This is a genomic window from Paenibacillus dendrobii (assembly GCF_009807035.1).
Lineage (GTDB): Bacteria > Bacillota > Bacilli > Paenibacillales > Paenibacillaceae > Paenibacillus_AQ > Paenibacillus_AQ dendrobii.
This window is the reverse complement of record NZ_WUBI01000001.1, coordinates 2,273,658-2,298,725: the sequence shown is the minus strand read 5'-3', so window position 1 is coordinate 2,298,725 and position 25,068 is coordinate 2,273,658. Positions and strand designations below refer to the sequence as shown.

At 50.5% G+C, this 25,068-nt stretch carries 19 protein-coding genes and 3 pseudogenes; 18 read left to right on the top strand and 4 right to left on the bottom strand.

The features are described from left to right. Window positions 1-18: 18 nt before the first annotated feature. Entirely contained in the window at window positions 19-1,968 is a 1,950-nt protein-coding gene (locus GRF59_RS10015; protein WP_160497425.1) for a carbohydrate binding domain-containing protein, read from the top strand. A 243-nt stretch (window positions 1,969-2,211) separates the two neighbouring features. Here GRF59_RS10015 and GRF59_RS10010 read toward each other — a convergent pair whose 3' ends face one another. Next, complete coding sequence (locus tag GRF59_RS10010; protein WP_237391700.1) at window positions 2,212-2,967, bottom strand: AraC family transcriptional regulator; 756 nt, start codon at window positions 2,965-2,967, stop codon at window positions 2,212-2,214. Between the two features lie 187 nt (window positions 2,968-3,154). On the opposite strand from GRF59_RS10010, the gene lacZ reads away from it, so the two are divergent. From lacZ to GRF59_RS09980, 5 genes and pseudogenes are all read left to right on the top strand, one after another. Further along, entirely contained in the window at window positions 3,155-6,283 is a 3,129-nt protein-coding gene (gene lacZ, locus GRF59_RS10005; RefSeq protein ID WP_341480038.1) for a beta-galactosidase, LacZ type, read from the top strand. 48 nt (window positions 6,284-6,331) lie between these two features. Then, a pseudogene (locus GRF59_RS30260) lies at window positions 6,332-6,424 on the top strand (beta-galactosidase); the annotation flags it as partial. 290 nt (window positions 6,425-6,714) lie between these two features. After that, a pseudogene (locus tag GRF59_RS30255) lies at window positions 6,715-7,586 on the top strand (ABC transporter transmembrane domain-containing protein). Continuing rightward, window positions 7,468-8,403 (top strand): ABC transporter ATP-binding protein, encoded by a 936-nt coding sequence (locus tag GRF59_RS09985; protein ID WP_237391699.1) that lies wholly within the window; start codon window positions 7,468-7,470, stop codon window positions 8,401-8,403. The pseudogene GRF59_RS30255 and the gene GRF59_RS09985 overlap by 119 nt, the downstream one beginning before the upstream one ends. A 262-nt stretch (window positions 8,404-8,665) precedes the next feature. Beyond that, window positions 8,666-10,114, top strand: a complete 1,449-nt coding sequence (locus GRF59_RS09980; RefSeq protein ID WP_160497419.1) for a PAS domain-containing sensor histidine kinase — start codon at window positions 8,666-8,668, stop codon at window positions 10,112-10,114. A 105-nt stretch (window positions 10,115-10,219) separates the two neighbouring features. Here GRF59_RS09980 and GRF59_RS09975 read toward each other — a convergent pair. Next, window positions 10,220-10,348: pseudogene (locus GRF59_RS09975) on the bottom strand (helix-turn-helix domain-containing protein); the annotation flags it as partial. A 172-nt stretch (window positions 10,349-10,520) separates the two neighbouring features. Here GRF59_RS09975 and GRF59_RS09970 point away from each other — a divergent pair. Then, window positions 10,521-10,865: an antibiotic biosynthesis monooxygenase gene (locus GRF59_RS09970; protein WP_160497418.1), complete on the top strand. Its 345-nt coding sequence runs from the start codon at window positions 10,521-10,523 to the stop codon at window positions 10,863-10,865. Window positions 10,866-11,104: 239 nt separating this feature from the next. Here GRF59_RS09970 and GRF59_RS09965 read toward each other — a convergent pair whose 3' ends face one another. Together GRF59_RS09965 and GRF59_RS09955 are read right to left on the bottom strand one after the other, a co-directional pair. After that, window positions 11,105-11,992: a fructose bisphosphate aldolase gene (locus GRF59_RS09965; protein WP_160497417.1), complete on the bottom strand. Its 888-nt coding sequence runs from the start codon at window positions 11,990-11,992 to the stop codon at window positions 11,105-11,107. A 442-nt stretch (window positions 11,993-12,434) separates the two neighbouring features. Further along, window positions 12,435-13,604, bottom strand: coding sequence for an ROK family transcriptional regulator (locus GRF59_RS09955; protein WP_160497416.1), 1,170 nt, complete (start codon window positions 13,602-13,604; stop codon window positions 12,435-12,437). A gap of 210 nt (window positions 13,605-13,814) precedes the next feature. Here GRF59_RS09955 and uxaC point away from each other — a divergent pair, with 210 nt between their 5' ends. The 11 genes from uxaC to GRF59_RS09900 all read left to right on the top strand — a co-directional run bounded on the left by uxaC (window position 13,815) and on the right by GRF59_RS09900 (window position 25,030). Beyond that, window positions 13,815-15,221: a glucuronate isomerase gene (gene uxaC / locus GRF59_RS09950; protein ID WP_160497415.1), complete on the top strand. Its 1,407-nt coding sequence runs from the start codon at window positions 13,815-13,817 to the stop codon at window positions 15,219-15,221. A gap of 17 nt (window positions 15,222-15,238) precedes the next feature. After that, window positions 15,239-16,522: a nickel pincer cofactor-dependent isomerase, group 22 gene (locus tag GRF59_RS09945; RefSeq protein ID WP_160497414.1), complete on the top strand. Its 1,284-nt coding sequence runs from the start codon at window positions 15,239-15,241 to the stop codon at window positions 16,520-16,522. A 3-nt stretch (window positions 16,523-16,525) separates the two neighbouring features. Continuing rightward, on the top strand, window positions 16,526-17,296 hold the full coding sequence (locus GRF59_RS09940) for an SDR family oxidoreductase (RefSeq protein WP_160497413.1): 771 nt from the start codon (window positions 16,526-16,528) through the stop codon (window positions 17,294-17,296). Window positions 17,297-17,321: 25 nt separating this feature from the next. After that, complete coding sequence (gene larE, locus GRF59_RS09935; protein ID WP_160497412.1) at window positions 17,322-18,125, top strand: ATP-dependent sacrificial sulfur transferase LarE; 804 nt, start codon at window positions 17,322-17,324, stop codon at window positions 18,123-18,125. A gap of 34 nt (window positions 18,126-18,159) precedes the next feature. After that, window positions 18,160-19,632, top strand: a complete 1,473-nt coding sequence (locus GRF59_RS09930) for a gluconokinase (RefSeq protein WP_160497411.1) — start codon at window positions 18,160-18,162, stop codon at window positions 19,630-19,632. A gap of 31 nt (window positions 19,633-19,663) precedes the next feature. Further along, window positions 19,664-20,437, top strand: a complete 774-nt coding sequence (larB, locus tag GRF59_RS09925; protein WP_160497410.1) for a nickel pincer cofactor biosynthesis protein LarB — start codon at window positions 19,664-19,666, stop codon at window positions 20,435-20,437. Further along, complete coding sequence (larC, locus tag GRF59_RS29965) at window positions 20,418-21,443, top strand: nickel pincer cofactor biosynthesis protein LarC (protein ID WP_160497409.1); 1,026 nt, start codon at window positions 20,418-20,420, stop codon at window positions 21,441-21,443. Before larB ends, larC begins: the two co-directional genes overlap by 20 nt. A gap of 62 nt (window positions 21,444-21,505) precedes the next feature. Next, complete coding sequence (larC2, locus tag GRF59_RS29960) at window positions 21,506-22,000, top strand: nickel pincer cofactor biosynthesis protein LarC2 (RefSeq protein WP_160497408.1); 495 nt, start codon at window positions 21,506-21,508, stop codon at window positions 21,998-22,000. 8 nt (window positions 22,001-22,008) lie between these two features. Continuing rightward, window positions 22,009-22,299, top strand: a complete 291-nt coding sequence (locus GRF59_RS30250; protein WP_202128527.1) for a hypothetical protein — start codon at window positions 22,009-22,011, stop codon at window positions 22,297-22,299. 402 nt (window positions 22,300-22,701) lie between these two features. Further along, window positions 22,702-23,961 (top strand): tyrosine--tRNA ligase, encoded by a 1,260-nt coding sequence (tyrS, locus tag GRF59_RS09905; protein WP_160497407.1) that lies wholly within the window; start codon window positions 22,702-22,704, stop codon window positions 23,959-23,961. Between the two features lie 190 nt (window positions 23,962-24,151). Continuing rightward, window positions 24,152-25,030: an aspartyl-phosphate phosphatase Spo0E family protein gene (locus GRF59_RS09900; protein WP_160497406.1), complete on the top strand. Its 879-nt coding sequence runs from the start codon at window positions 24,152-24,154 to the stop codon at window positions 25,028-25,030. Window positions 25,031-25,068: the final 38 nt, after the last annotated feature.

Genomic DNA, 25,068 nt, shown 5'->3' with positions numbered 1-25,068 from the left:
GAGTAGGAGTGATCATTGATGAAATGGGGATTGTTTAGAAGCTTTTGCATGACGGTATTGATGTTTTTGTGCGGAGGTGCCTTGTTCGCGGTATCCGCGTCCGCCGCAACGTACTATGTGGACTCGGTGAGTGGCAATGATGCGAACTCCGGCACGGGGGAGACGGCAGCCTGGAAAACCTTGACCAAAGTAAACGGGGTAACTTTCCAGCCGGGAGACCAGATTCTGTTCAAGAAGGGCGGCTCCTGGACGGGGACATTATGGCCTAAGGGCAGCGGTGCAGACGGCTTGCCAATCGTGATCGACAGCTATGGATCGGGCGGCATGCCGCTCATCAACGGCAACGGCAATGAAGCGGCCGTCTATCTTTCCAACCAGCAATATTGGGAGATCCGTCAATTGGAGATTACCAATAGTAACGGCGCAAGCTCCCGGAGAAACGGAATTTACGTCGTCAATCAGGACGGCGGTACTCTGAATCATATTCACTTGATCGGAAATAACGTACATGACGTATACGGTAACAATGTGAAGGACGGAAACGGCAGCTCCGGTATTAAGATTCGCACCATCGCCGGTTCCGTGAAGTCTAATTATCAGAACATCCTGATCGACGGGAATACCGTGGGGCCGCGGGTGGACCGGACCGGCATTGATATCAATTCGGATTATTGGTGCCGTCAGGACAGTGGCTGTTCGGGAACTTATAACTGGTATCCCAGCACGAACGTCATGATATCCAACAATTACGTCACGGACGTGGGCGGCGACGGCATCGTGCCGATGGCAACGGAAGGCGCCGTGGTTCAGTATAATACGGTCAACGGCTTCAATATAAGGTCGGGTACGGTGAACGCAGGTATCTGGGCATGGAACGCTGATCATACGGTCATTCAATACAACGAAGCGTTCAACGGACATACCAGCCAGGACGGCCAAGGCTTTGATATTGATTACGGTCAGACGGGGACGATCGTCCAGTACAATTACAGCCATGACAATGACGGCGGTTTTATTCTGATCTGCCAGCCTGCGGGTGCGAAAAACGACGGAGGCATCGTAAGGTACAATATCAGCCAGAATGATCACGCCCGGATATTCCAATTGGCCGGGCCGACGACGAATACACAAGTCTACAACAATACGGTTTACCTTCCTGCCGGAAGCTCAACCAGCCCGATATACGCTAACAGCTGGGGCGGGTACACCCAGTCGATTTCGTTCCGCAATAATATCTGGATGCTGCAAGGAGCTGGAAGCTGGCAGGGCATGTCCAATATCGCCAGTCTCGATTTCAACACCAATACGATTTATGGAGCCCACACCGCCGGCGAGCCTGCGGATGCCAACAAATCAACGCAAAATCCGAGCCTCGCGGCAGCGGGCGGCGGAGGAACCGGACGAAATTCGGTGGATGGATACGCGCTCGTTCAAGGATCGCCTGCCATCGGATCGGGTGTGATTATTCCAGACAACGGCGGGAAAGATTATTGGGGCAACGCTGTCCCGTCCGCAGCTGCTCCTAACCGCGGAGCTTATAACGGAACAGGGGTTCCAGCGCCGGCCAATCTGGTCGTTAACGGCGGCTTCGAACAGGGCAGCCTGACCCCGTGGTATAACTGGAATACCGCAAGCGTCACGAGCGGAAACGCAAGGAGCGGAACCTATGCCGTTCAGCTTGCAGGAGGACCGGGATCAGCAGAGCAAATCGTTCAGCTGGCCCCGAATACGACGTATACGCTGAAGGGCTATGCCAAAACTGCGGATGGCAGCCAGCCTATACGCATCGGCGTCAAGAATTACGGGGGAGCGGAGAAATACGCGGCGATCAGCACCACGAGCTATTCGCAAGGCGAGGTTACGTTTACGACAGGCTCAAGCAATATGACGGCCACGATCTATGTCTATAAACCTTCAGGCAGCGCCGCGGCATACGGAGACGATATCGAGCTCGTTAAAAATCCGTAGACAGGAGGCCGGACCTGAGCATTTTACGCTTTTCAATCATTTCAGTGGATGGATGAACCGATGTTTGAGTATCCGCGGGTAGGTTGAGTAAACAGGTTTATGCCATGAATCATTCATATGTAAAAGAAAAACCCGGCGGGCTTCGGCACGTCCGGGTTTTTCTGAGCTGGGATAGGGCGTTTTAGTTCTAGGGATCCGACCGCATTACGGTCGCAAGGCAGGAGCCAGGCGGAATCGTCGGCGCTATAGAAAATAGGATTGTTTGAATTGCTGGGGCGTGAGTCCTTCGAGGCGCTTGAACACCGTGCAAAAGTAGCTGGTATGCTCGAATCCGGATCTTCTTGCGATCTCCTGAATTTGTAAATGGGGCTCCAGGGCGATCAATTCCTTGCTGATATAAATGCGCTCCCGGTTGACGTATTCCATGGGTCTCATGTGAAATGCCTTTTGGAACAGCATGCATAGGTACTGGGGCGTCACATGCGCTTGTTCGGCTAAAAGCTGGATGGTCAGCGGTAGATGGCAATGCTGCCTGATATATCGCACCACCGGCTGAAGCCGCTCGAAATGCTGCGTATGTTGGTTTGGATATATGTGCCTCGGCAGATCGAGAAGAAAGGAATATAGCCATTTCGAGCATTCCGCACCGGTAAAGCTGTCGGAGGAGCCTGCCGATGTAATCAACCGTGAAATGTCCGTTTTCATTTTTTCAACGTTCAGGACCGTATAGACATGGGAAAGGGTAATTCCCGCTTGCTTCAGCAGCGGGGCGCACAGGCTTCCATCCATAGAAATGAACATGAGTTTCCAAGGCTTGTCGACGGCATGATAGCGGTGGGGGACGCCGGGGAAGAGGCATATGGCCTGCCCTGCTTTAACGTTATACACACAGCCGTCCACATCAAGAATGCCTTCACCCGATAGAATCAATAGCCATTGATAATAAGCGAAACCGTCCGGACGATGCACGGGTTCCTGATGGTCCCATTGTCCCGTCATCGTGACGTAAACGGGGAGCCGTTTATCCATATCGCTGAGATGACAAAAGCGAATAATATCCATATTGAACGAAACCACACTTTCATATTTTTAAATATGATGAAAATTGTTTTATGGAAAAGAGAGAAACGACAATTCTATAATGTGAATATAATTATACTATATTGCGGATTGGAGTGACCTGTCTGTGGGTAAGACAAAATGGATTTATACCTCTCCGGCTAACGGGTATCCTGAATGGAATAACAATCCTGACATTTTTCAACTGAACCGAATGGAAGCGCATGCGACATTCATATCGTATGACAGTTTGGAGGAAGCGTTGGACGGGAAATTCGAGGAATCCGGCAGCTATCACAGCTTAAACGGACTTTGGAAATTTGCATGGGCGGAGAATCCGGACAAGCGGATCGCCGGCTTTTATGAAGAGGATTACGATACCAGCGATTGGGAGGACATTCCCGTGCCAGCGCATTGGCAGCTTCATGGCTATGATTATCCTCAATACACCAATGTGCGCTATCCCTGGATGGAGCAGGAAGAATTGAAGCCTCCTTTTGCACCAACAAAATACAATCCGGTGGGTTCTTATGTGCGTACGTTTACGATCCCCGAGCATTGGGATGGACAGCCGGTCTATATCAGCTTCCAAGGCGTCGAGTCGGCATTTTATGTGTGGCTTAACGGAGAACTGGTCGGATACAGCGAGGATTCTTTTACCCCCGCTGATTTCGATCTGACGCCTTATATGGTGAAGGGAGAGAACAAGCTGGCCGTTGAGGTCTACCGCTGGAGCGATGCGAGCTGGCTGGAGGACCAGGACTTTTGGCGGCTGAGCGGGATTTTCCGGGATGTTTATCTATATACGGCACCCGATGTCCATATCTATGACTTTAAGGCATTGCCTGAACTGGAAGACGATTTCCGGAACGGGGCCTTGTCCGTGACCGCGCGGATCAACCATTACAGCGAACGGCAGCAGGTTGCATTCGCCCTTGAAATGCAGTTGTACAATGACCGCCGCGAGCCGGTGTGGGAGAAGTCGAAATCGCAAAGCTTAAGTATGGGCTTCGAGCCGGGGCAAACGGCTGCGCTATCCGGCAATATCGTATCACCCGAGCTGTGGAGCGCGGAAAAGCCGAATCTGTATACGTTGGTCGTCTCGCTGAAAAATCAGCACGGGCAGCCTATCCAGTATGTCAGCTGCAAGGTAGGCTTCCGCCGTTTCGAAATCAAAGACGGCCTCATGAAAATCAACGGGAAAACGATAGAGTTCAGGGGCGTAAACCGGCATGAGTTTTCTCCGTCCAAGGGCCGCGCGATCGGTTTGGAAGAGATGGTGCAGGATATCGTGTTCATGAAGGAGCACAACATTAATGCGGTTCGGACCTCTCATTATCCGAATCACCCGCAATGGTACGAATTATGCGACGAATACGGTTTGTACGTCATCGACGAGGTAAACCTGGAAACGCATGGCACGTGGCGCTACGGCCAGCAAGAGGAAGAGGAGACGATTCCGGGCAGCAAACCGGAATGGCTTGAAAATGTGCTCGACCGGGCCAAGTCCATGTACGAACGGGACAAAAACCATCCGTCGATCGTCATTTGGTCGCTTGGCAACGAATCGTTCGGCGGCGATAACTTCCTTCATATGTACCGGTATTTCAAAGAGACGGACCCGTCTCGTCTTGTCCACTATGAGGGAGTATTCCATCATCGGAAGAGCGATGCGGCATCCGATATCGAGAGCCATATGTACACAAGCATCGATGTGATCGAGAAATACGCGAGCAACCATCCGCCCAAACCGTTTATTTTATGCGAATACAGCCATGCTATGGGCAATTCCTGCGGCGGGCTGAGCGCGTATTGGGAGCTGTTCGACCGTTATCCTGTTCTACAGGGCGGGTTTATCTGGGACTGGATCGACCAGGCGATATGGACGAAGAACCAGGATGGCGTAGAATATCTCGCTTATGGCGGCGATTTCGGCGAGTCGCCGCATGACGGCACCTTCTGCGGGAATGGTCTGATTTTCGCGGACCGCTCGCTCTCTCCGAAAATCGTTGAAGTCAAAAAATGCTACGAAAACATCCGCTTTGACGGAAGCGGGCTTGCGGAGGGAGTCATAAGAGTAACGAATCGCTATTTGTTTACGAATCTTTCCGAATTCGAATGCATATGGAACGTTATGAAAAACGGCGATGTGGTCGCCGAAGGCCGCGAAGATCTCGATGCTGCGCCGGGCGAAACGGCCGCGATCGACGCCGCTCGGCTTCTCGAAACGGCAGCTGCCGGCTCTGCCGGAGATGAGTTTATCGCAACGGTTCGTTTTCTGTTGAAGGAAAGCACTGTCTGGGCGGAAAAGGGACATGAGGTAGCCTTCGGGCAGTTCCTCCTTCCAGTCAAGCATACTGCAAAGGTGAGCCATTGCGTCCCTGACAAGACGGTCACGGTGGAAACAGAAGGGAATGTATTGACCGTTACGGGCGAGGCATTCAAGGCAGCCTTCGATTCCAGCACGGGCGAGCTGGTCTCCTATGCCATCGCTGATGCCGAGCTGTTCGCGGAAGCGCCGCGTCCCAACTTCTGGCGGGCCATGGTTGACAATGATCGTGGAAACAACCTGGAGAAGCGCAGTGGGATATGGCGCAAGGCAAGCCAAGAGCGCAGGCTTCTCAGCTTTGCTTCGACGTCGACCGAGCTGCATGCCATCATCTCGGTACGCTACGCTCTTCCGACCGTGCCTGAATCTTATTGTGCCCTGGAGTACATGGTTCATGGCGATGGAACGCTCGATGTGCGCATGAGTCTGACACCGGGAGAAGGATTGCCGGAAATTCCGGAAGTAGGTATGCTGTTCACGATGGAGAGCACCTTCGAACGTATCCGGTGGTATGGCAAAGGACCGGTCGAAACGTACTCCGACCGCGGCACCGGGGCGAAGATCGGCAAGTACGCCGGGCTTGTGAAGGATCAGTGGGTGCCTTACCTCCGTCCACAGGAATGCGGAAACAAAACGGGGGTCCGTTGGGCGGCGGTAGAGAATGGCCGCGGCACGGGGCTGCGATTCGAGGGACAATCCACATTCGAATGTAATGCGCTGCCGTATACGCCGCTTGAAATCGAAGCCAGCGATCATGCATATAAGCTGCCGTCTCCGGACAAAACCGTCATCCGGATCATGTCCAAACAAATGGGCGTAGGCGGAGACGACAGCTGGGGGTCTAAGCCGCACTCGGAGCATAGGCTGTATGCTAACCGAGTATACGAATTTGCATTTTCCATCAGCGGATTCGGGGCACAGCAGTAATGCCAGAGGCGTTTTCGGGAGAAGAATTACCGAAAACGCCTCTTTGCGTTGCCGCGTCCTGGCATGCACTTACGATCGTCTCTTCATACGGTGGCCCATGGGCCGGATTCTGTTCAGTACTTTCAGTGGGGAAAGATCCGGAGCTATATTTAATTTTATTATTTGTGCTAGTAGTCAAAAATTACATAGCGTATAGTAATCGCTATACCATAGGGGCTTGAATGAATTCCCATGACATTAAGTCATATAAAGAAGGAAGGAGTTTATCACTTTGGAGGATAAATCTCCGTTAAATGATCAAAAATGACATATTTACTAATTACAAATGTGCTAACTATACTACTCTTATAGTTAATGGAGAGGGGGGAATATAAAAATGATTGCGCTTTCTTATAAGGCGGGAAGCAATGATTATATAAAAGAGGTGTGACATGAGCAGACAAAGTTCTTTTATTCGGCTGTTAAGGTATATGAGCAGATATAAGCTTTTATATGTTGGTTTAATCATCACAATGGTGGTAGGTACTTTTCTAGAACTCTCTATCGCTTGGTTTTTGTCTCTGATAACAAATGCTGCTGTAAAAGGAGAAGTTGAGGCTTGGTCCAATTTGATTTTGATCGCTGTTGGAATTTTATTTTTTTTGGTCCTGAACTCATATGCTGATACATATTTCAAACAAAAAGCATCTTTAAAGGTAAGAAACGACATTCGGCTGGATACATTAGATCACGCCTTAAGATTACCTCAATCGTATTATGATAAGAATTATTCAGGTGAATTGCTAGCCCGTTTCACAAGTGATAATCAAGCTGTGGGCGAAGCAAGTGGTAATATTATCATGGGTCTTCTTAAAAATCCGTTACTAGCACTTTGTGCGTTTATTTATTAAACATTAACTGGCCACTCGCCTTGATTTCAATTTCAATAGGACCGCTGATGATATTGGTAGGGAAACTATTCGGTGAAGCGATGCGTAAGAAGAGCATTATTCTGCAAGAAACGATGGGTTCGGCGACCTCATTCTTGCAAGATGTATTGAGCGCCAGTGTTTTATATAAAATTTTTGGTCTAGAGAAGAAAATCTCAAAGCAATATCAGCAGTACAGTACAACGATATCTGAAATCGAGCGGAGTCAGGGGAAAGTTCAAGGGAGTGCAAATGCGATATCAGGAAGTAGGTGCTATGCTCGCATTCATTCAACTTATGAACTATCTTGTTCAGCCGTTTTCAATACTACCCGCGCTTTGGTCAAATATGCAGCAAGCATTAGCGGGTGCCGAGCGGATCTTTCAGATCATTGATGCACCTAAGGAATACGAAACACTTCCAGAACAAGGGCGTGCAAAATCTTTTAGGTCTTTAACGATATCTAATGTTGGATTCTCTTATTCAAATTCTAAGGAAGACTTGGTTCTTAGAAACGTTCACTTCCATGTAAAGGCAGGTCAGACGATAGCCATAGTAGGTGGTAGTGGGGGAGGAAAGTCTACATTATTTAAATTATTGCTTGGGTTGTATTCTCCGACAAGTGGATGGATTGAAATTGATAATAGAAGCGGGGACTCCATGGGCCTAAGGGAATACCGAGACTATTTCTCCCTTGTTCCTCAAGAGACAATTCTTTTCACAGGAACGATTAGAGATAATATTTTGGATGGTAACTTGGAGGCAGATGAGGCAAGCGTTATTGCAGCAGCAAAGAAAGCAAATGCTTATGATTTTATTATGAAATTAAGTGAAGGCTTTGATACAGCGATCGGGGAGCGTGGCAGTCGGTTGTCGGGTGGACAAAAACAAAGGATTGCCATAGCAAGAGCAATTTTACGAGATGCACCCATATTGCTATTAGATGAGGCGACGGCAGCTTTAGATAATGAATCGGAGAAGATCGTACAGGATGCTTTAACAAAGCTGATGGTAGGAAAAACAACGCTGATCATTGCACATCGTCTTACTACGGTTCAAAATGCAGATCTCATTTTAGTTATGGAAAACGGGAATCTTGTTGAACAAGGCACGCATGATGCGTTACTTCTAGCCCGTGGTCGATATCATTCGCTGTACTATACGCAATTGGAGGAAAGTGAAGATACAGAAAAAATTGTTCAGGAAGCTTAGCTACCATGTTATAAAAGGCTGACTACATAACCATCGCAACGAACATAAACCATTTTATAATATCGTTCTGCTGCTGATTTAGATGAACAATCCCTAACGGAAATACTGTTGTCTTCTCCCGTGTATGCTTATCTTTGATAAGTGCTTCAAATCTACGATTCATCATGTTTTTGATGGACATACTCTTTCTCCGGAAGGAGCCCTGCATTCGCTCGTCGAATGAAGTGGGATGTATTTATATTCGCCGTGGGAGTGTGTGCAGATGGGGAGACCGCTAATTGACTTCGTGGAATATTCTCATGAGGAATTAATGGGAATGTTATTGGAGCAGCAAGGTATGACGTTTAAATTCAAAAAAATCGAAGGTCGTTTCATACATACATTTTGTGCGGGTCAATTGTTAGCAAAAATCGGATTAACACCCCAGGAAGTGGTGGGCAGCCAGTTGAAGGATTTCCTTCACGAAGATTACGCGGCGGAAAAGGAAGCTTATTATAATGAAGCATGGCAAGGGAAGGAAGACGTGAGCTATGAAGGCGAGCTGCTGGGTGTGACTTATGTGGCTTCCCTGCGGCCGATCAGGCGAGAGGGAGAGGTCGTGGAAGTGATCGCTTCCTGCGTAGACATTACGGAACGAAGGAAAAGCGAGCGAGAGCTGCGGGAAACGAAGGAATTGCTGGAGTCCTTGTACGAGAGCTCCGTCGACGGCATCTGCATTATGGATACGGAAGGCAAAGTCATCCGGATCAACCACGCTTTCGAGAAAATATACGGATGGTCCGAGGCTGAGCTGATTGGCAAAAAGGCCCCCATGTTTCCTGCGCACCTGGAAAAACGTATGGAGGAGATTTGCTGGCATCTGCAAAGCGTGAAAAAAGGCATCCATTTGGAGACCGTTAGATCGCGAAAAGACGGCGAAACCATTCATGTGTTCATGACGTTAGCCCCCATCAGAGACGCGGATGACCATATCATCGCCTTAACCGGCATTACCCGAGACATTTCCGAACGTAAGAAGATGGAGGATTTTTACCGAAAAGCGGATAAGCTGAACGCTGTGGGCCAATTGGCTGCGGGGCTTGCGCACGAGATTCGGAATCCGCTTACATCGCTGCGTGGTTTTTTGCAAATCATGCAGTCCGGGCGGGTCGACAAGGGCGAATATTATGACATCATGCTTTCCGAGATCGACCGTATTAACAGCATTGTCAATGAGTTTTTATTGATCGCCAAGCCGTCACAGTCCAAGTTTCAAAAAAACGATCTGGTTCGCATCCTGCACGGCGTCGTCACTTTATTGGAGACCCAGGCCGCGCTGAACAACATTAAGATCGTCACAGAAATCGAGGATGCCTTTCCATTGGTGGAGTGCTCGGACATGGAGATCAAGCAGGTGTTCGTCAACATTTTAAAAAACGCGATCGAGGCGATGCCGGGTGGTGGAATCGTTACCATCTGTGCTTGCGTGAAAAAGGAAATGGCCAGAATCCGGTTTGTTGACCAAGGCGTCGGAATCGGCGAGAATCAGTTTGCCCGGCTCGGAGAGCCGTTTTTTACGACGAAAGAAAAGGGCACGGGGCTTGGGCTCATGATGTGCTACAAAATCATTGGAGATCATAAAGGTGAAATTAACATCAATAGCGCGGTGCAGGTGGGAACCACCTTTGAGATCATGCTGCCTTTAAGCAGCAGTGTTTCACCCGAAGCCTAACTGTCGCGAATCTAATAGATAACCATTAAAAAGCCATCCACTCGGCCCAATCGAAAGGATAGCTTTGCTCAGTACGAGATAGAAACGCCTGCTGCAGATTAGCCTTTCTTCCAATTGCTTGATCGCATGGCTGACGCTCGGCTGGGTCAAATAGAGTTCCTTGGCGGCTTGCGTCAGGCTTCCCATTTTGGCAGCCCAATAGAAAACTTTATATAGTTCGTAATTGTTAGTCATAGATACTGTCTATATCTCCTTGGAAACATATTAATTTCATGCATGCTACTTATTCGTATTATAGTGAATTTAACAAGCAGATACCAGGATTGAAATGGCTGTTGGAAAAAGGAGCGCGTCTGGATCTGTTTGCTGCAGTATGCCCTGATGGGGGGAGCGGGAGTCGAAGCAGGTGCACACGTTCAAGTGGTTCATCCACATGGATGTGCTGCATGGACGGACTTCCGATGGAGAAGAGGAGATTCGCGTATGTACGATGTGGGAGCGCAAGGAGGACTTTGAAGATTGGGCATCGAGCGATAACTTCCGCTCCGCGCATGCTTGGCGGACGACGGACTCGCAGTCGGGCGGAGGCCATTTCGCTCATGGTCATGGTTCCCCGCACAGCGGGGGCTCTTCCCATGGAACGCATGCCGCCCATGGGGAGGAGTCCGGACCTATTATCGGCAACAAAGTGTCGATCTATCGGGTAGCAGCATCTCATCTTCCTGCCGAGGCTTCTTTAGGCAAAGCCTGAGCACGTATTCGGACTCCATTTCCCCGGGCTTCTTACGCGAAGATTCGCAAATAGCAATCAATAGCATCAGAAACCCTGCCTTCACAAAGGCAGGGTTTCTGATCTTTTAGGTGCGTATTATTTTCCCAGGTCATGATTGGATCCATTGGACGTTACTTTGCCGAGCTTTTCGTCTTTATGCTTTAATGTAGGCGAGAGAGGCCGCTTTTATGATGATGGAGCTATTGCCCCGTAACATTCTACTCAATGGATGCTTCATAGATGGCTTGAACCGATTCCGACAGCATGGCATTGAATTCTTCCTCTGTTTGCGAGGCATTCAGCCCTTGCGATAAAGCCCGCGAGAAGCTGGCGATTAGTCCATGGTTCTTAGCAAGCTTGTCGTTCGCTTCCGCTTGCGAGTATCCGCCGGATAAAGCCACGATCCGTACCACATGCGGATCCTTCATCAGATCGCTGTAGAAATCGTTGACGGTTGGAATGGAGAGCTTCAGCATGATGAGCAAGTCTGGAGCGAGCGCTGATAGCTGGGAGACTATTTCCTCTTTTAGAAGCTTTTCCGATGCCTCTTTGTCCGCGCTGTGAATATCGACTTCAGGCTCGATGATGGGTACCAGACCCATGGCAGCGATTTGTTTGCCAACGGCAAACTGCTGCTCCACGACTTTTTTGATACCGACAGGATTGGCTTCCTTAATGACCGAGCGCATTTTCGTTCCGAAAATATGTCTTTCGTTCGCTCGCTTCAGGAGATCGTCCAAATCCGGCATGGGCTTCATGAGCTGAACGCCGTCTTCCGGCTCGGCAAGACCTTTATCGACTTTTAGAAATGGCACGACGCCTTTCTTTTCCCATAGGTAATCGGCGGTGAATTCCCCGTCAATGGTGCGGTCCATCGTGTTTTCGAACAGAATCGCGCCCAAAATGTGCTCGGAGCTGAATGCCGGGCTTTTGATAATGCGCGTTCTCATTTCGTGAACCACGCCGTACATTTCTTCTTCACTGGAATAGCTGTCCTCTTGAACGCCGTATTGTAGCAGAGCTTTAGGCGTACTGCCGCCGCTTTGATCCAAAGCTGCGATAAAACCTTTTCCCGTACGGATTCGATTGAGCTGTGTTGTATTCATGAATGTTTCTCCTTCCTTGACATGGACTGAAATGACATCTTGAACCCTTTTATTATATCACCATTTTTTCCAGATATATAACCGAGGCTTCTGCTAAGAGTGGATATACCACAGGTCATAGGCATCACGAGAAAGAAAAGAGGGAGCTACCAGAAATATCCCGCCCACGACACGTTCTGGGGAGGATACTCCGGCCACTTCATGGACCCGGACGGCCACCTGTGGGAAATCGTCTGGAACCCGGTATGGGAGACGGAGGAGGTAGCAGAGTAGCAGCGGATTGACCTATTCACGGGCAACGCCAAAAAACCGCTTAACACATGGGACTGACCTCTGTTTGTGAGACACGGGGCAGTCGTCTTCATGTCTCATGCGGTTTTTCCATGGAACGTGATCCGCCACTCCGGCTTCACCCCAAAGGCGTATCCGATAACCGGAAGGATTAAGCTTCATCTCCGTACTGCAAATTCAGCACCGGCACATCCAGGAAGCGGGATATGGCCAGCGCACAGGCACCCATGATACAGGATGTATGTCCCATGCTCGACAGGGTCAATTCGCGGTAATGGCTGATCCGTGAATGGAGGCTATCGTGTATTTTTGGCAAGGAATCCGGGTACATGAGCAGCAGCTCGCTCTCGATCACGACGACTTCCGGATTATACATATTGATGATGTTATTCAAACCGATGGCCAGGTAATAAATGAACTCCTCCATAATTTCCAGCGTATCCGCATCCTGCTCATCCAGCCAATGCTTCACTTGTTCATAGGTGACAAAGTTCAGCTGTTTTTTGTCAGCCAACTGCTCGAACACGCTGGTCTCCGAGGCGTATTTCTCCCAGCAACCATGATTGCCGCAAGCGCAGGGCTTACCTCCGGGAACGACAATCATATGGCCGATCTCGCCGGCGAATCCGTCATGGCCGCGGAAAAATTTGTTGTCCATCATCATGCCGAGTCCGATGCCGGAATAGAGCGTAGCACACAGCAGATTATCGGTTTGATGGTGTATGAACGCTCTTTCGGCAAAAGCGCTGAGGTTCGCGTTGTTCTCCAGATGGATGGCGGCGCCGACGGCTTTTTCCAGATCGGCCTTCAAATCCACGTTCACCCATTGGAAGCGGGGCACGTATTGAATGGTCTCGTCCGTCGATACGAGGCCGTGAATGGCGATCACGATGCCGACCATGCCGTAACGGCTGTCCGAGCATCTCTGTTGATAAGCCGTTATTTGTTGAGTGAGCAGCTTCAAAATGTCCGCATACTCTTCCGTCTCGAGCTGGACGGTTTGCGAGGACACCGGGACGCCGGACAGATTCGAGAGCGTGAACGAGACTTGTCCATAATCCAGATCGATTCCGAGTGCGTATCCCGCCTCGCCGTTCAAGGAGAGCATGATGGGCTTGCGACCGACGGCGCTGTGCTCAAGCTGGGTTTCGACGATCAGCTCTTCCTCCAGCAGATCGGCCACCTGGGCCGAAATGGTTGCTTTCGTCAGAGCCGTGATCTTCGAAAGATCCGCTCTTGAGATCATTCCTTCCTTCAGAATCTCCCGAATAATCAAAGCCCGGTTGATTTTTTTTATATATGAGGCATCACCCGTAATCATTCATATCCTCCCATGCGAACGAATATCGTATTCGAATATTATATCATTTTAACGCGGATAAGAGAGCCGATATACGGCCGAATATTATCGATTGACAAATGCGATAGCAGTTGGTAAATTACCCTTATAATTAGTTAGTTTAATAAACAAATTAAATAATGTAAAGGGTTACAGAACGAAATCGGCTCTTTTGAGAGGAGAGTATGGATGATGAAACGTTTCATGGATGAAAACTTTTTGCTGAACACCGATACGGCTGTTCAACTGTATGAGAACGCGGCGTCACAGCTGCCGATCTTCGATTTTCACTGCCACCTGGATCCGAAAGAGGTCTGGGAGAACCAGCCTTACCGGAACATTACGCAACTGTGGCTGGGCGGGGACCACTATAAATGGCGCGTGATGCGCATGCATGGCATCGGCGAGCAGTATATTACGGGCGATGCAGATGACTGGGATAAGTTCAAGGCTTGGGCGGAAACAATGCCTCATCTGATTGGCAATCCGCTGTATCACTGGACGCATCTGGAACTGAAGAACGTCTTCGGGATCGAGAAAATATTAAGCCCGGACACGGCGAGCGAGATTTGGGAGGAGTGCAACCGGAAGCTGCAGCAGCCGGAATTCCTGCCAAGATCACTGATTGAGAGAGCCAGGGTCCATTTCATCGGCACGACGGACGACCCGCTGTCCACGCTGGAATATCATGAGAAGCTGGGCAAGGAAGAATCCTTCAAATCGATCATTGCGCCAACATTCCGGCCGGACGGCGCCCTTTTCATTGAACGTCCTACGTACACCGATTGGATCGGAAAATTGGGAGTAGTCAGCGGGCAGACCATTCATTCGCTGGATGCGTTTTTGCAGGCGCTGCAAAGCCGCGTGGATTATTTTGCCGAGCATGGTGGTCGGGCTTCAGACCATGATATTCCGCATCTGGAGTACATCGAAGCTTCCAAAGAAGAAGTCGCGGAGATTTTCAACATTCGCCTGAGTGGACAACAGCTAACCAACGACGAAATAGCGGCCTACCGGTCATTCATGCTCAAAGAGCTGGGTAAAATGTACGCCGGCAAAGGCTGGGTCATGCAGCTCCATATGGGCGCGCTTCGCAGTACCAATACGAAAATGAAAGAGCTGATCGGCCCTGACACCGGCTTTGATTCCGTTGGAGAAACGAATCTGGCCCAAGGACTTGCCCGTTTTCTCGATGCACTGGACCAGGAGGATGCGCTGCCAAGAACGGTCCTGTTTAACCTGAATCCGAAAGACAACGCCGTTCTGGCCGGCATGATGGGGAATTTTTACGAGGAAGGTGTCCCTGGCAAAATCCAGTTCGGTTCCGGCTGGTGGTTCAACGATCATATCGACGGCATGGAGAAGCAAATGAAGGATCTGGCGAACGTCGGCTTGCTGAGCCACTTTATCGGGATGCTGACAGACTCGCGCAGCTTCTTATCCTATGCCCGCCATGAGTATTTCCGCCGTATTTTGTGCAATCTGCTCGGCGATTGGGCGGAGCAAGGGCTCGTACCAAATGACATGAAGTCCCTGGAGCGGATGGTTCGAAATATCGGATACGACAATGCGGAGAAATTTTTCTTGCATCGGTCTTAAGGAAGGGAGAACAAGTTATGGGAATTTTGCAGGAGCTGTTAAAGGATATTCCGATACCGAAGATGGCCAAAGTGAAAGTGAATTTCGACAATCATCAGATTGATGATCTGGGAAGTGAGCTTTGGGCAAAACTGCGGCAGAAACGGATTCAGCAAACAATCAAGCCCGGCATGAAAATCGCAATTGCGGTCGGCAGCAGAGGGCTGGACCGGATCGTGGAGCTCACGGCCGTAACCGTGAAGGCTCTGAAGGATGCGGGAGCGGAACCGTTCATCGTTCCCAGCATGGGAAGCCATGGCGGCGCCACAGCGGAAGGGCAGCGTGAAGTGCTGGCGCATCTTGGCGTCACGGAGGAGACCGCCGGCTGCGAGATTCGTTCCTCGATGGAAGTCGTGAAGCTGGGTGAACTGTCCAACGGACTACCGGTTTACTTGGACAAATACGCTTCGGAAGCGGACGGCATCGTCGTCATTAACCGCATAAAGCCGCATACGGCCTTCAGAGGTCCAGTTGAAAGCGGCATTATGAAGATGATCAGCATCGGCCTTGGCAAGCAAAGAGGGGCGGAGGCATGCCATCAACTGGGCTTTAAATATATGGCCGAGAATGTTCCTGCCATGGCCAGAATGATCATGGACCGGAAACCGGTGTTGTTCGGCGTCGCTACCGTGGAGAACGCTTTTGATAAAGTCGCCGTGGTCGAAGTGCTGACACCGGATGAGATCATCGAGAAAGAACCGCAGCTGCAGATGAAAGCCAAGGAACTGCTGCCTAAGCTGTTCTTCGAACAGCTTGAAGTGCTCATCATCGATCAGATCGGCAAAAATATTAGCGGCGACGGCATGGATCCCAATATCACAGGGCGTTATCCGACGCCATACGCGCATGGAGGTCCGGACGTGAATAAAATGGTGGTCCTGGATTTAACTCCGCAAACCGAAGGCAACGCGAACGGCGTGGGAACGGCTGATTTTACGACGCAGCGGCTGGTGGACAAAATGGACCGGGAAGTCACCTACGCCAATGGATTAACGTCTACTGTCGTGGCTCCGACCAAGATCGCAACCACGCTGCCTAATGATCGCGAAGCGATTCAGGCAGCGATCAAGACGAGCAACATTCTCGATTTTAACAAGGCCAAGGTAGTTCGCATTCAAAATACGCTGGTACTCAGCGAAATTGAAGTATCGGAGGCATTATTCGAATACGTAAAGAGTCACCCCCAGATGGAGCTGTGCTCCAATCCATATGATTTTGCCTTTAACGAGCAGGGGAATTTGATACCACACAAGGGAGCGTAAACGATGACGAATTTATTTGATTTAACGGGGAAAACGGCGGTTGCGATCGGAGGAAACAGCGTGCTCGGATCGTCCATCGCTACGGGCTTTGCCGAGCATGGTGCCAGAGTAGCCATTGTGGGGCGCAATCTTGAGAAAGCGCAGGAGGTTGTGAACTCGATTCAAGGCAGCGGCGGGGAGGCGAAAGCTTTTCAGGCCGATGTGAGCTCGAAAGATTCGCTGATTCAAGTTGCGTCTGAGATCGAAGCGTGGTCCGGCGGTTGGGATATCCTGTTGAACGCGCCGGGCAAAAACAGTTCCACTCCTTTTTTTGAGCTTGGCTTGGAAGAGTGGGATGACATCATGGACGTCAATTTAAAGGGGATCGTTATCACCTGCCAAATTTTCGCCAAGCGTATGATCGAGCAAAAGCGAAGCGGAAGCATCATCAATATCTCTTCGGTTTCTTCCACCACGCCGCTGTCAAAGGTATTTACGTACTCCGTATCCAAAGCAGGACTGAACAGCGCGACCCAGTTCTTGGCGCGGGAGTTCGCGCCTGAAGGCATTCGCGTGAATGCCATCATTCCGGGATTCTTCCCGGCGGAGCAAAATCGGAAAATACTGAGCCCGGACCGGATCGAGTCCATTATGAAACATACCCCGATGAACCGGTTCGGGACGCCGGAGGAGCTGAAGGGCGCCGCCATTTTTCTGGCTTCAGACCAAGCTTCGAGCTTTGTTACAGGCACGCTGCTGCGTGTGGACGGCGGTTTCGGAAGCATGACAATTTAACGCGGAATCGGAAGGAGGGTACGCAGTGATAGCCGAAAAATATGAAAAATTACAGTCTATCCTTCGTGAAATGAACACGGTCGTCGTTGCGTTTTCTGGAGGGGTAGACAGCACCTTTTTGCTGAAGGCTGCCGTCGTTACCCTGGGACCCGATCAGGTGCTTGCGGTCACCGCAGATTCGGAAACATATCCCACCACGGAGCTGGAAGAGGCCAAGGAACTCGCTGCATTGATCGGTGCCAAGCATCAGGTGATCGAAACCTCTGAGCTTGCCATCCCGGGATACGCGGAAAACACGAAAAACCGCTGCTATTTTTGCAAAAGCAGCTTGTTTGACCATTTGGAGCCGGTGCTCAGCGAACATTCCTTCGAAAATATCGTGTACGGGGTCATCGCTGACGACATGAATGAATTTCGTCCCGGCATGCAGGCGGCCAAAGAACGGGGCATTCGCGGTCCTCTGCTGGAGGCCGGGCTGTTCAAAGAGGAAATCCGGGAGTTGTCCAAAACCTTTGGACTTCCCACCTGGGAGAAGCCGTCCTTTGCATGCCTTTCCTCGAGGATCGCTTACGGCGAATATATCACCAAGGAGAAGCTGAGCAAGGTCGAAAAAGCGGAAGCGTATCTGAAATCCCTTCAGATCCGTCAGGTCCGGGTGCGCACGCATCAGGAAACGGCACGAATCGAAGTGGAGCCGAAGGATATGCAGACCGTGCTTGCCCATCACGCATCGATCGTAGGCAAGCTGCAGGAATACGGATACAAATACGTGACGCTCGATCTGGTCGGATACCAGAGCGGCAGCATGAATAAGGTTCTTTCCTTATAAAGGTTCACCATGAAAAATGAAAAGGAAGATGAAGATGCCAAGAGAGCTTGTCATAGGACTGGATATCGGAACGACAAGCGTGAAAGCGTGTGTATTTAACATTCACGGCAAGCTGATCGCGGAGGCCGAGGAGATGAATGCCTTTCATTATCCGCAGCAGGGCTGGGTCGAACAGGACACGGCTGCCATTGAAAGATCCGCCGTGACGGCCATCAGGGAAGCGGTCCGCAAAGCGGATATCGGCAAGGATGAGCTGATTTCACTCGGATTCTCGTCTGCGATGCACTCGCTGGTCGCCGTGGATGAACAGGTGAAGCCCTTGTCGCCAGCCCTGATCTGGGCCGATGGAAGAAGCGCCGAACAGGCAGATCGGATGACGAATAAAGCCAAAAGCGATATATACGCAAGAACCGGGACGCCGATCCATCCGATGACGCCGTTCATGAAGCTGCTGTGGATGAAGGAAACGGGGTATGAACCGTACCGGGAGGCCGCTTATTTCATGTCAGTCAAGGAGTATCTCATCTACCGCTGGTTCGGTGAGCGGATGATCGACTATTCAATGGCATCGGCCACGGGCCTGTTTAATCCGTCATCGCTGACATGGGACCGGGAGCTGCTGGACATGACGGGGATCTCCGAAGTGCAGCTTTCGAAGCTTGTTCCTCCGACCACGATTCTCCGCGGCATGAGTTCGGAGATCGCGGCCGAGATGGGAATTCAAGGGGAAATTCCATTTGTGATCGGGGCGGCGGACGGCCAGCTGGCCAACCTGGGAATCGGTGCGATTTTGCCGGGAGAGGTGGCCGTGTCCGTGGGCACAAGCGGCGCCATCAGACAATTAACAAGCCACATTAAGGTAAGCGAAAATCAGGAAACCTTCTGCTATTCCTTTACCCAAGACACGGTGATTATCGGCGGACCGACGAATAACGGCGGCATTGCCCTGCAGTGGCTCAAGGATCTGTTCCAGGATCAGGGCGGCTTCACGGAATTTCTGAAGGCGGCGGAGCAGGTGGAGCCGGGCTCGGAGGGACTTTTTTTCCTCCCCTATATCAACGGCGAGCGTGCACCCATTTGGAATCAGCGAGCAAGGGGTAACTTTCACGGCATCGCGATCACGCATAAGAAGGAGCATTTTGTTCGTGCCGTCCTCGAAGGCATCACCTTCAATCTCTACCAAATCGGCAAAGCGCTGGAGGCTATCGCGGGCGAACCGAAGAAAATTTATGTGAATGGCGGCTTGTCCAGATCGGCATGTTGGCTGCAGATGATGGCAGATGTGTTCGACGCGGAAATCTACGTTTCGGAGAATCATCACAGCGCCGCATGGGGCGCGGCTTGGACGGCACTGGTGGCGACAGGGAAGGCAAGCTCGTTCGAAGAAATCAAACGGAATATCCCGATGGGGGAAGCCATCAAACCGGATGCGGAAAACAGCAGACGCTACAAACAAGTCTATGAACAATACGAAAAGGCCGTGAAGGCAATCACCGGACTATTTTAGATCTGGGCGGAATGGAAGGGGATGAGGGCGAGTGCTTGATCAAATTTTGGAGCAGGTTCAAAACGGGACCCTTAGCATCGCGGACGCGAAAGAAAAACTGGCTACCTTCGAAGACCTAGGGTTTGCCAAAGTAGATCATCATCGGAGCAAACGCCAGGGATTTCCCGAAATCGTATATGGGGAAGGAAAAACGGTCGACCAGATCATTTCGATTGCGCAGTCGCTTCAGGCCCGGAACCAGAGCGTCCTGGTCACGAGAATTTCGAAGGAAAAGGCCGCGGTCGTTCAGAAGGCTTGTCCTGCGTATATGTACGACGATACGGCCCGAATTTTATTCTGGAAAAAGGACGCTGGCTCCGAGGAGCATTCGCACGGATATGTCGCCGTGATTGCCGCGGGGACCTCTGATCTCAGGGTCGCGGAAGAAGCGGCGGTCACGGCAGAGGTACTGGGAAGCAAGGTGCACCGAATCTATGACGTAGGGGTAGCGGGGATACACCGTCTGCTGAGCCATGCGGAGGAAATTCAAAACGCGACCGTCTCCGTGGTGGTGGCGGGCATGGAAGGCGCGCTGCCGAGCGTCGTCGGCGGACTGGTCTCCCATCCTGTCATTGCCGTTCCGACAAGCATCGGATACGGGGCCAGTTTCAACGGCCTTTCGGCGTTATTGACGATGCTGAATTCCTGCGCGTCGGGAATCAGCGTGGTCAATATCGATAACGGGTTCGGCGGGGGATATAATGCGGCATTGATTCATCAGCTTGTACACAAAGGGGGAAACCGGAATGAAAACATTATACCTTGACTGCTTCTCCGGCATTAGCGGGGACATGTTCATCGGAGCGCTGATTGATGCCGGCGCCGATCCAGGCAAGCTTGCGGAAGAGCTGAAAAAGCTTCGCATTGAACAAGAATACGAGCTGAAATGGGGGAAAGTCGTTAAAAACGGCATCACTTCCACGAAATTCGACGTGCTGCTGAAAGGAAGCGGCGCGCATTCGCATGAACATCATCATGCCAACGATCATGGACATGCTCACGAGCATGATCACAATCACAGCCATGATCACGATCACAGCCACGAGCACGCGCATGACCATGAACATAGCCACAGTCATGAGCACGAACATACGCATGAACACCACGAGCATGAGCATCATGAACACGACCATGATCACGAGCATAACCACGTGCATCCGCACAGCCACGAGCATGCACATGATCACACCAATAGCCACAGTCACAGCCATGATCACAGCCACAGTCATGATCACGGGCACTCGCATCCCCATCATCACCATGATCATCGATCATACAAGGATATCGTCAAGCTCATTGAAGATGCTGGGTTCGAACAGTCCGTAGAAGAACTCGCTATTCGGATTTTTAAGAAAATCGGGGAAGCGGAAGGGAAGATCCATGGCATGCCTTTAGAGAAGGTCCATTTCCATGAGGTTGGTGCCGTAGACTCGATTATCGATATCGTAGGTGCGGCGATCCTGATTCATGAGCTGGATGTCGATGTCATCCAATCTTCTCCCGTGCCGGTCGGAAAAGGGAAGATCCGTATCGATCATGGCATTTATCCGGTGCCGGCTCCCGCAACGCTAGAGATTCTCAAAGGAACTCCCCTGGAGCAATCGGATATTCGCGGAGAGCTGACCACGCCAACGGGAGCGGCTATTGTCTCCGTGCTTGCGGAAGAATATGGCCCGATTCCTTCCATCAAGGTGAATGCGATCGGATACGGAGCGGGAACGAAGACCTTCGCCGAGCATCCAAACGTGCTGCGGGTGATGATTGGCGAATAGCCATGGCGAAACAGTAATACATTGGCATTCGCCCGATATTCCTTTGAGGGAGGGAAACGCATATGAACGCCAAACGGCCTCCGAACCATGAGCATATCGACCATGACATGATCAAGATGGAAGTGAATTTTGACGACATCCCGGGTGAATGGCTCGGGTACGTTATGGATTTGCTGTTTGAAAGCGGGGCAAACGATGTATACTATACACCGATTTACATGAAAAAAAACAGGCCGGGAACCCTGCTGCAGCTGCTCTGTTCCAATGAACATATCGATCGGATGAAGGAGATCATTTTCCGGGAGACCACCACCTTAGGCGTACGATATTATCCGCTGACCGTGCATCGTTTGGAGAGAACGTTCGAGCAGGTCCTCACGGAATGGGGCCCCGTAACCGTAAAAAAGGGAATGCAGGGCGGACATACCGTTCAGTGGGCGCCGGAGTTCGAGGAGTGCAAGCAGATCGCTCAGACGCATGGCATTCCGCTCAAAAAAGTCTACGAGCAGGTGTGGAAATCAGCGGGAGAAGAGTCCGGTAATCCGCAACAGGACTAGAGCGGGACATGAGGAGGAAACGCAGTGGTAATCAGTTTTATTTCGGCAAGAGCAAAAAACTGTCGCGCTCCACGTTAACTGGCGTATTTTGGGGCATCGGACATACCAGCACACTCTTTATCGTCGGCATGCTGACATTCACCACCATCATCGGCATTCCGTTCGTATACAGCAAGAAAAACGTCCTGATCAACCGCTCGCTTGCGCAGGTGGCAGGCACAGTCAGCTTTCTGTTCGGCATCTATTACATGTACAACCTCGGGATTAACGAAGGGCTTTTCAAGCTTTGGGTGCAGTAGGTTGCGGATTCCTCTTCCTTCCAGCCCATCGTGGTTGACATTAAATGTTGAATTCACTATACTGTCTGTAATCTTATATGCGATATACGTTGAAAGAGCCCAGTAGCAGATGTCGTCCCTGTTCCAGAAAGCCGGGGGGTGATGAAACCCGGTACACACGAAGCCTGCGAATTACACTTTGGAGTATCTCGGGTAATGCCGAGCGGAATTGGCGAACGATATCTCGCCGAAGAGCGGCATGAATGGCGCGCGAACAGCGCAAATCTCCATTGGTGCAATCTGGGTGGTAACACGGTTATTCAATCGTCCCTTTTGTCATTTGACAAGGGGCGATTTTTTTGTTTTTCAACGCGGAAATGGGAATTCGTTATAAGGATAACTAACTAAAGGGGTGTTATGACGGTGAATATTATCGATGAACTTGAATGGCGCGACGCCATCAATCAACAAACGGATGCCGAAGGACTGCGCGAGCTGACGAACCAAAAGGCGATCTCGCTGTACTGCGGAGTCGACCCGACCGGTGACAGCATGCATATCGGCCACCTGATTCCGTTCATGGTGCTGAAACGATTCCAGCTTGCCGGACATCGTCCGGTCATTCTGATCGGCGGTGCGACCGGAACGATCGGCGACCCGAGCGGCCGTCAAACCGAGCGTTCGCTGCAGACGCTGGAGCAGGTGCAGGCGAACGTGGACGCGCTGACCGAGCAGATGAGAAAGCTGTTTGTCACCGATGGCGACAATCAAATCCGCATGGTTAACAACTACGACTGGACCCATAAAATCAACGTGATCGAGTTCTTGCGCGACTACGGCAAAAACTTCAGCATCAACTCCATGCTGGCGAAAGACGTGGTGGCAAGCAGACTCGACAGCGGTATTTCCTTCACGGAGTTTTCGTACCAGATTTTGCAGTCGCTGGACTACCTGCATTTGTTCCAGAACGAAGACGTGCAGCTGCAGATCGGCGGCTCCGACCAATGGGGCAACATTACAAGCGGCTTGGACCTGATTCGGAAAAAGGAAGGCGCGGAAGCCAAAGCATTCGGTCTGACGATTCCGCTGATGCTGAAAGCCGACGGCACCAAGTTCGGCAAAACGGCCGGCGGAGCCATTTGGCTTGATCCGAACAAAACGACACCGTTCGAGTTCTACCAGTTCTGGGCCAACACCGACGACCGGGATGTGGTGAAATACCTGAAATACTTTACGTTCCTGTCCAAAGAGCGCATCGAAGAGCTGGCCGAGAAGGTAGAGACCGAGCCGCATAAACGTGAAGCGCAAAAAACGTTGGCCGAGGAAATGACGAAATTCGTGCATGGCGAGGAGCTGCTCGAGCAAGCCAAGCGCATTACCGCCGCATTGTTCACCGGGGATATCAAATCGCTTACCGCCGATGAAATTGAGCAGGGATTCAAAGAAATGCCGACGTTCGAAGCGACGCAGGAATCGAAGAATATCGTCGACTGGCTGGTCGATCTCGGCATCGAGCCGTCCAAGCGTCAGGCACGCGAGGATGTCACGAAAGGCGCGATCTCGATGAACGGCGAGAAAGTCAGCGACGTTGGGTTTGAAGTGACGGCCGAACAAGCAATCGGCGGCCGATTCATCATTATCCGCAAAGGCAAGAAAAACTACAGCCTGGTGAAAATGTCATAACAGACTCCGTTAGACAGAAGCTTCCCTTGAATCCATCAAGGGAAGCTTCTGTTATAATTCATGTTCCTACTAGGGGCCGAGCTGCCAAATGCAAGTATTTTTGTTATTGACCGTTGTTAAATACTGACATAATATAACTTGTATAAGGTGATTACCTAAAATATGTATGTATCATGGTGGAGGTGTTTCATTGGAAGAGACGGCCACTATTCAGTCAGCATTGAAATTTTATTTGCAAAATGAAGGCTTAACCATTCAGCAATTTTCACGGATATCGGGCATCAACGAGGACATGCTTGGCCGGATTTTGAATGGGAACCCTTCGGATTTGATGGAGCAGTTAGAACAGATCACAGCAGGAATGGACTTAATAGAAGGTTGGCTTGACAAGCAGAGGCATTCGGAGCAGTTGGAAGAAGCAAGATCGACATTGGAGCAAATCGAGAAATGGGCGGCAGCGAATACATATTTGGATCTTATCGTGTCGAGTGAAACGCAGAGCATTCCCGAGTATATCGACTTCATCTCTGCACAGGAAGAAGATGTGTACACAGTACTTTTCAAAATGCTGCAAACGGCGAATCGGCATCGAATCAACATCGACGATCTTTTGGACCGGTTTGCTTCGTATTTTCCAGAGCAGAAGCATGGTTTTAGGGTTGCGATCAATCAACAAGCAATGTCTGAAACATACGTCACGTTTTTGACTGAACTGGCCATTTATCAACTGCGCCAACATCGCTGTGAAGGTATTCACCTGATTCTGCAATGTCTCGATTTTTCAATCCGCATCAATAGCGAAATAAACATCATGGAATGCGTGAATGTATTTGAACGATTCAAACATCAAGCAGGATGGGAAGCGAAACAAGAGTTTATGGATCTATTAGGGAAATCAAACATGATTCAATTCTGCCTCGAGATGGAAAGACAAAGGCTATATCAGATGGTCCATCAATACGGTGGCATGTGGAATCCAAACGTGATCCGTCAGTCTATGGTATTGGATGAGATCATCAATAACTATAATAAGCTCAATACCGAGCGAAAAGAGAAAAATCCGATCTGAAGAAGATCGGATTTTTTGTGTTAGATTCATAGGCCTCA